The 6,553-nt window shown below is 63.2% G+C and carries 7 protein-coding genes; 5 read left to right on the forward strand and 2 right to left on the reverse strand.

Annotated features, from left to right (window positions below):
- The coding region (locus tag KBZ15_RS15720; RefSeq protein WP_255016140.1) for an AAA family ATPase at positions 1–780 on the reverse strand (780 nt) is incomplete at its 3' end.
- A gap of 441 nt (positions 781–1,221) precedes the next feature.
- Here KBZ15_RS15720 and KBZ15_RS15725 point away from each other — a divergent pair.
- Positions 1,222–1,731: a hypothetical protein gene (locus tag KBZ15_RS15725; protein WP_255016141.1), complete on the forward strand. Its 510-nt coding sequence runs from the start codon at positions 1,222–1,224 to the stop codon at positions 1,729–1,731.
- Between the two features lie 171 nt (positions 1,732–1,902).
- On the opposite strand, the gene KBZ15_RS15730 is transcribed toward KBZ15_RS15725, so the two are convergent.
- Complete coding sequence (locus tag KBZ15_RS15730) at positions 1,903–2,490, reverse strand: sigma-70 family RNA polymerase sigma factor (RefSeq protein ID WP_255016142.1); 588 nt, start codon at positions 2,488–2,490, stop codon at positions 1,903–1,905.
- A gap of 608 nt (positions 2,491–3,098) precedes the next feature.
- Between KBZ15_RS15730 and KBZ15_RS15735 the strand changes: the two genes are divergently transcribed.
- The 4 genes from KBZ15_RS15735 to KBZ15_RS15750 all read left to right on the forward strand — a co-directional run.
- Entirely contained in the window at positions 3,099–4,100 is a 1,002-nt protein-coding gene (locus KBZ15_RS15735) for an HIT domain-containing protein (RefSeq protein ID WP_255016143.1), read from the forward strand.
- A 49-nt stretch (positions 4,101–4,149) separates the two neighbouring features.
- The gene (locus KBZ15_RS15740; protein WP_255016144.1) at positions 4,150–5,088 is read left to right on the forward strand and encodes an HNH endonuclease; all 939 of its coding nucleotides are present in this window, start codon (positions 4,150–4,152) and stop codon (positions 5,086–5,088) included.
- Positions 5,089–5,363: 275 nt separating this feature from the next.
- Entirely contained in the window at positions 5,364–5,711 is a 348-nt protein-coding gene (locus KBZ15_RS15745) for a hypothetical protein (protein ID WP_255016145.1), read from the forward strand.
- A 113-nt stretch (positions 5,712–5,824) separates the two neighbouring features.
- Positions 5,825–6,553, forward strand: a 729-nt coding sequence (locus tag KBZ15_RS15750) for a hypothetical protein (protein ID WP_255016146.1), incomplete at its 3' end; no start/stop codon positions are given.

Below are 6,553 nucleotides of genomic sequence, written 5' to 3' on the forward strand. Positions count from 1 at the left end.
ATCACGGCTGATCGCGGCGGCATCCCCGTAACAGGCGCCATGCAAGCGGGCCAGGATCGCCGCCGCCTTCTCCGCAAGCCCACCAGCCGGCAAGGGGGAAAGCAATAGGTCGAGCTCTGGATCCGGCGGGCATCCCGTCACTGTCAGTTTTGGGTGTTGACAAAGCAGCAATACGAGATAGAGCAGCCGCTCCTGGTCAAGCAGCCGTGAGTAGCCGTGCAGTTCGTGGGCGGCATCACGGTTGGCACCGCGCTGAATCCTGGCCTCCATCTCCGCCAACGCCTCTTGGATCATTGAGGAGAGAGGGCGCTCTTGACCTGTCTGTAGACGCACCACTTGCGAGAACCCCTCCTTTCGATGCGGCACCGGGGCTGATTGCAGCAACTGGGCACATTGCCGCTGGATCACTACATCGGGGACCGGGTTGCCGCGCTGCTGGTTCCACTCCAGGCAGAGATGCTGAGGGGTGTCGAGCCACCAGCCGATCCACTGCACCGGCTGGGGCAGAGCCATGGCCTGGGTGATCGCTAAACGGAAGTCACGCTTGGTGTAACTGGCCTCCACAATCGCCGTCTCACCTGCAGCTAGGGCCTCGCACAGCTCCTGCTGGATCACTGCTTCTACTTCTCTCCAGCTGCCGAGGTCACTGGCACCGCCATAGAGCTGCTGGCGGATGACCCTGCTGGAGATGTAGCGGATGGCTGGTTGATCGGCTTTTTGCAAGGCGCGGGCGAGCAGGCGTGATGCTGTGCTCTTGCCGCTGGCTGCTGCACCGATCATCAGGTGAAAAAGCGGCGGCTGGAGCTCAGTGTCAGCAGGGGACTGCTTGGTCTCCTGCGAGGCGGATCCGGATTGGGGCGTCACGATTAAGCAAAGCGTTTTGCGCTGGATGGTTGTGCAATGCAATGGCACCAAATCACAACAATGCGCGCCAGCTCCTGTCGCCACAGGCACACTTTCCGTCGCTGTCTGTTTGGTTGAACCACTAACTAGCGACAGGCTGCACGCTGTTAACAGGCCATCCAGCCGGCGAGGCTGGCTTCTGTTATCGACACCACGACACCGGCGGCGCTTCTGCATCGCCAGGAGGGCTTCTCTGTAGCCAGGGCAGGCAGCCTGCGGGTTGGCTGCGATCCGCTCCACCGCCATCTGCTGCCGCTGCTGGCTTTTCGCTCAAGTTGGGAGCCATTGGAGAGCTGGTGTGCGCTGCTCCGTGGCGGAGTGCTGGATGCTGCGCTGATCAGCGTTGCGGGATTGGCCAGCGCTGCTGAGCATGGGCGTCTGCAGCTGCCGGAAGGGAGTGGCCTCGAGGTGACGGCGCTGGGCTGCCGGCCACTTGTGCTTGTGCATGCCCGCCGCCAGCTGCAGATCGCACAGCAATCAAGCCAGGCGTGCTGGCAGCTGCTGCTGCCGCCCGCTGCCGAGCAGCCCCTGCTCTGGCGGCAGCTGGAGCAGCTGGGGCTGCTGCCGCTGCAGGAGTGTGCAGCCGCAGATAGCAGCAGCTGGCTGGCGCGCCTACAGGACAAGCCCTATCTTTTGCCGGCCCATTTCTCACTGCTGGCGGCGCCGCAGTGGCAGCAGGCCGCTCTGTGGGCGGTGCCTGCACCGGAGCTGCTGCAGGAATCGCTATGGCTGCTGCTGCGCCAGGGGGAAAGCGAGCAGGAGCGATTTAAGGCTCTGCAGACACACCTGCGCGGCCGCATTCGGCTAGAGGCTGCCGAACAAATCTGAGTTCAGTCACCTGCACTCACCCCCCTGCCGGCTGCTCGATGCAGTGTGCGGTTGTTCTGCCGGACCTGGCCGGAGTGATGAACGCCCCCATGGGCTCTGGCAACAGGCGGCTTTCAGCCCGGAAGGGCCAGAGCAAGCCCAGCCAAGCAGCAATGACTGGGGAGGAGGGCCTCAGCCCACCCCCGCCAGCTGCTGCCGCAGAGCCTCAAGCGCTTTCTTCTGGGCCCGCTGCACCGACATGGCGCTGATTTGCAGCTGCTCTGCCGCAGCCCTCAGCGACAGGCCCTCAAGGATGGTGAGCCTCAGGGCCGTGGCTTGAGCTGCAGGCAGCTGATCTACCAGCTGCTCCAGCGCCAGATCATCAGCGGGCCCGGCTGCTTCTTGCTCTGGGGCCGCCAGCTGATCGAGCAGGCACGGCTCGCCAGCGGAGTGGACATCAAGGCTGATGTGACCCAGGGGGCACTGACCCTGCTCATGCAGCCGCCGTGGAATGCGCACCAGCCGCACCCGATCGCGCAGGTGATGCTGCAGGGCACCTGAGATGCAGCGGCGCAGATAGGGCTCAGCTGGCTCACCTGCTTTGCAGCGCAGGACAGAGTGGAGCAGGGCTTCTCTAGCTACTTGGATCAGATCCTCCCGCTCAACCAAAGGGAAGAAGCGGCGGGCTACAGCTGAGGCAACGGCATCAGCCAGGGAGAGATGCTCCAGCACCAGGGCATCGCGGGCACGGAGGGCAGAGCGGGAAAGCGGGGCAGCCATCTGGGGACGGCAGAGAACCCCACCCCCAACGGCCAGCCGCAGGGATGTGACAAGGACGCCCCAACGGGGCGCATGGCTAGATCCTTGACGCAGCGCGAGGACTGGACGAGGGATTCAGGTGGGTGTTTGACGGCCCGGTGGCGAAACGATCCCTAATTCCCCCGGAGCCCTTGCAGCAGGAAAACGCAAGGCCAACCATGGAAAGGTCTGTGGTGCATCTTCTGAAACCACCTGGACCCATGAGAAGCCCCTTTACATGACACCAGTCCCGCATGGAGCGGGATCTGGGTGGTTCCTTCGGGAAGCCGCGCTATGCCCGCGAAGAGCTGGTTACCGAATAAGTGGCACTGCTACTGGGTGATCGGTTGGAGATTGGCAGCGAGACCTAGATCCATGCCGCCTATCTGGGCCACTGGATTGAGCTTCTCAGGGAGAAGCTCAAGGTGCTGTTTCAGGTGCTCAGCGAGGCAAGACAGGCGGATTTGGTCTGCCCGGAGCCAGGCATTGCAATTCCGGTCGTAGAGATCCCAGCAGGGGCTCCAGCCTGACGGGGCAGCCAAAACCAAACCTGGCTGGCATTGAGGCCTTGCCGCCGCCACCATCGCTCCATGACTTCCAGCCCCTCTGCTGCCTTCCTTCGCTTGCGCGGGTTCATCGCCGAGCGCATGCGCATGAGTCATGTGTATCAGCCGCTGATGCTGATGGAGCTGCTCGGCCGCCGCAGCCCGGCTCCGGCGCAGGATGTGGCCCGGCGGATCCTGGGGGAGGACGTGACCCAGATCGAGTACTACACCGAACGCGTCAAGCGGATGGTGGGAAAGGTCCTTACCGGCAACGGCATCACCCGCTGCGAGAAGGGCACCTACGCCCTCGTGGGTGGCGAGGAGCTTAGTGACGCCGAGCGCGACCAGCTGCTGGACCTGTGCCGTCAGCGCCTCGACGCGTTCCGCAAGCAGCGCGGTGAGGAGGTATTCGCCCACAGGAGCCGTAACCGCACACCGATCAGCGGCTCAATCAAGTACCGGGTGCTTACCCGCGCCAAGGGGCGCTGCGAATGCTGCGGGGCGCACGAGTACCAGCGGGCACTGGAGGTGGACCACATCATCCCGAAAAACCACGGCGGTTCCGATGACCTCAGCAACCTGCAGGCCCTCTGCTTCCGCTGCAATGCAGGCAAGCGCGACACCGACTCCACCGACTTTCGCGGACTGCAGGCCAGTTACGACCAACGCCAGGACGGTTGCGTGTTCTGTGCGTTGGAGGGCAGCGGCCGGGTGCTGCTGGAGAACGAACTGGCGCTCTGCATCGCTGATGCCTACCCGGTGACGCCGGGCCACAGCCTGGTGATCCCGCGGCGGCATGTGGCCGATGGGTTGGCGTTGCACCAGCCGGAGTGGAACGCCGCAGTGGAGCTGCTGAAGCAGCGGCGGGAGCAGCTGAGCGCCCAGGACGCATCGATCACTGGCTGGAACGTGGGCCTGAATTCGGGTGAGGCCGCGGGACAGACGGTGCTGCATGCGCACTGGCACCTGATCGCAAGGCGGCAGGGGGACTGCGACCAGCCGCGCGGTGGTGTGCGGGGGGTGATTGCGGGAAAGCAGGGGTATTGAGACGCTGCCAACGCCCTGGACTAAAACAGGAGCTACGCGGCGACCAGCCATGGCCTTCTGGTGGGTTAACCACAAGCAGACCTACCGGCAGGAAATCGATGGCGGCTACGTGTGGTCGCCCAAGGCCAATGCCAACGGCGCTCGCAATGTGAGCTACGACAACCTCACCCGCTGCAAGCAGGGAGACGTGGTGTTGAGCTACGCCTACGGCCGCATCAGCCAAATCGGGCTGGTGCAAACGGCGGCGGTCGCGGCGGCCAAGCCACCGGAATTCGGAGCGGTGGGGGAGTACTGGGGCCCGGAGGGCTGGCTGGTGCGCGTGAACTGGCAGCCGTTGCGAAAACCGCTGGTGCCGCAGACCTTCTTTGAACTGCTCCAGCCCCTGCTGCCGGAGCGTCACAGCCCGATCAGCACCAATACAGGCCGAGGCAATCAGGGGGTGTACCTAGCAAGTTTGAGCGAGGCACTGGGCCAGCTGGTGCTCACGCTGGTCGAGAAGCATGCCGATGCAGCAGTGCGCGTGCACCTGGTGGTGCTGGCGGAGGAGGGCGATGCGGCGGCAGCGTTGCTTGACGACATGGAGCAGCTACGCGACGTGTCGAGCACCACTGAGCGCGATGCCCTCACTAAGGCACGACTGGGACAGGGCCTGTTTCGCCACCGCGTGTCTGATCTGGAGCCGGCCTGCCGGGTCACTGGTCTGAGGCGGCGGGAATTTTTGGTAGCCAGCCACATCAAGCCGTGGCGCGACTGTGACAACCACGAGCGTCTCAGCGGTGCTAACGGCCTGCTGCTTTCGCCTCATGTCGACAAGCTGTTCGACAGGCACTGGATCAGCTTCGACAGAGCAGGGGAACTGATCTGTGATCACGAGGCCGCGCGCGAGGCATTGCGGTGCTGGGGGATCGAGGGAGCGAACCTGATCCGGCCGTTTAGCAGGGAGCAGGAGGTGTTTCTAAGCGCCCATCGGGAAGAGCTGCGACGCTAAAAAGTCGTTCGCTTTTGCTCAGTTGAGATCCATGACCCACCAGGTACTGGGCGTGCTTCATCTAGCCCTGCGATGCCGTAGCGCTGGGCCAGTCCTGAGCGCCCAAGATCACTCAACTGCGGCAGCATGACTCCAATGGCCATCAATGCAGCGACGGGCGTGGGTTGATCCTGAATCCATCAAGGGGGCAAGGACACAATGCGGTCGTTCGCAGAAGAAGACCTAAAGCAGGCACGTTGGCGGGCCAGGCTGAACTCACCGCCAACCCGAAAGCCATGCAGATCATCGAGCTGGAACGCGACGACTGGAACTTCTTCTGCCCTGCCACCGGGCGCTTGGTGTTCACCGACGACGGCGAGCCCAACACGCCAGCCCTCCGAGGCAGCTGGTGCCATGAGGTGCCTGAGGAGCCAATGCACCTGGCCGAAGAGCTGCAGCCCCTGTGGCAGGAACACCTCGAAGCCCAGGAGGCTGCCGATGAGGGAGCCGACGTGGTGCTCTTTCTGCAATCGGTGCAGCGACCGAACTGGGTGGCCTTTGAGATCACCACCTGCGGCATGGCCTGCGGGCCGGTGTGGAGCACGGCTTGGACCGTGTTGGATCTGGGCGAAGGGGATAGCTGATCGTTTGGCAACTCAAGCCATCCATCTGGTTCATCGACATACTGACGGCTCCCTTGCTACCACCCGGATATTTGTCATGGGGACAATGGGGATGATTTGACGCAGAAAGCCCCGTGGCTGACCAGCCCAACTTTGGCAGTCTCCAGGCGGCGGTCTCCCTCGACAAGGAGCGAGGTCTGGCTCTACTGGCCGGAGGGTTACTGCTCGCTCTGCTCGATCTAGCGGTGCCGGTGAAGGTGCAGTTTTTGCAGATGATGCGTGGCGAGGGTCGCAATATCAGGTCGTATCAACGGGAGGAACCCGATGACCTGCAACAGGTCCGCCAGGAGCTGGAGGCGCTGCTGACCCAGATCCAGCCAGAGCCTTACAAGTTTTATGAGCGGTGGGAGGTGCTTCTGAGTAGCGACCGCGGCACGCGTCGCACCGGAGGTCTGATCCACGATCTCTGGCGCCATCTTCCGGAGCAGGTCCGTCTTAAGCCAGATGGTGCTGGTGAGCTTCGGCGCTTCACCGGATTGCTGCAGGAAACCCGAGGCCTGTGCATCAAGCTCCAGCAGGATCGCCACCATGCCTCCCACTCCAAGGCAGATACGGCATTTCATTCCCTTTCCTGGCACATTGCAGTGCTACGCCTGGCTGAAATGCCGGCAGAACTAAAGAGCAGTGCTCAGTTGATAATTCAGACAGCAGTACCCATCCCAGCGAATGTACAAGCCGGCTTTGAGCAGGCCCTGATTGCGCTTGGTGGCATCGAGATGCAACCGCTGCTGGGTCATGTGGAGCGGGCCTTCGTGCAGCTGGCAGCGGAACGCACGGGCCTGGGTGAACGATGGCTCGCCATT

This window comes from Cyanobium sp. BA20m-p-22, assembly GCF_024346275.1.
In the GTDB taxonomy this organism is placed as follows: Bacteria; Cyanobacteriota; Cyanobacteriia; order PCC-6307; family Cyanobiaceae; genus Cyanobium_A.